Source organism: Nitrososphaerales archaeon, assembly GCA_025058425.1.
GTDB lineage: Archaea > Thermoproteota > Nitrososphaeria > Nitrososphaerales > JANXEG01 > JANXEG01.
On record JANXEG010000091.1, the window covers coordinates 1 to 687 of the forward strand.

Sequence of the window (687 nt, forward strand, 5' to 3'; positions counted from 1 at the left end):
CATTAAGTATTGTGATTTGCTTTGTTGAATCTCGTGAAGAGAATTGAAAGTTGCTTTTACTAGATCGCCAAGATGGAAAGTGGGTGTGTACTGAATCTCGTGAAGAGAATTGAAAGGTATAAGGCGTCACCCAAACTTGAGCATCACTTCTTGCTAGAATCTCGTGAAGAGAATTGAAAGTGAAAGGCAGAGGCAAGCCATTTTAAGTTACGCTAGCGAGAAGGGTTATGGGAATGTTCAGGTTCTAGCTGATGTTGGTTCGGGGTTAAATGAAAATAGAAAGAACTTTCTTAAGCTCTTGGAGGCTGTTGTTGAGAGGAAAGTTTCTAAAGTGATTGTGACTTATGAGGACAGACTTACAAGGTTCGGATTTGGGACTCTGGCGAGGCTATTCTCGGCTTTCGGAACAACTATAGAGGTGATAAACCGTGAGGATAAGACTCCCCAAGAAGAGCTTATTGAAGATTTAATAACCATAGTCTCACACTTCGCTGGAAAGCTCTATGGAATGAGAAGCCACAAATATGAGAGGGTGGTTGAAGGTGTCAAACAGCTTGTATCAGGTTAGGGCATACAAAATTAAACATAATTTTGATGTCGAGGATTTCCTTGAAGCCTATAGGCTCCTGCTTCAGAGGGCAATTGATGAAATATGGGCTGGGATTAAATGGACCGAGAAGTATGATA

1 pseudogene is annotated in these 687 nt (G+C 41.2%); it reads left to right on the forward strand.

The annotated features are described in order from the left end of the window. Positions 1-166: 166 nt before the first annotated feature. Positions 167-568: pseudogene (locus NZ896_06825) on the forward strand (IS607 family transposase). Positions 569-687: the final 119 nt, after the last annotated feature.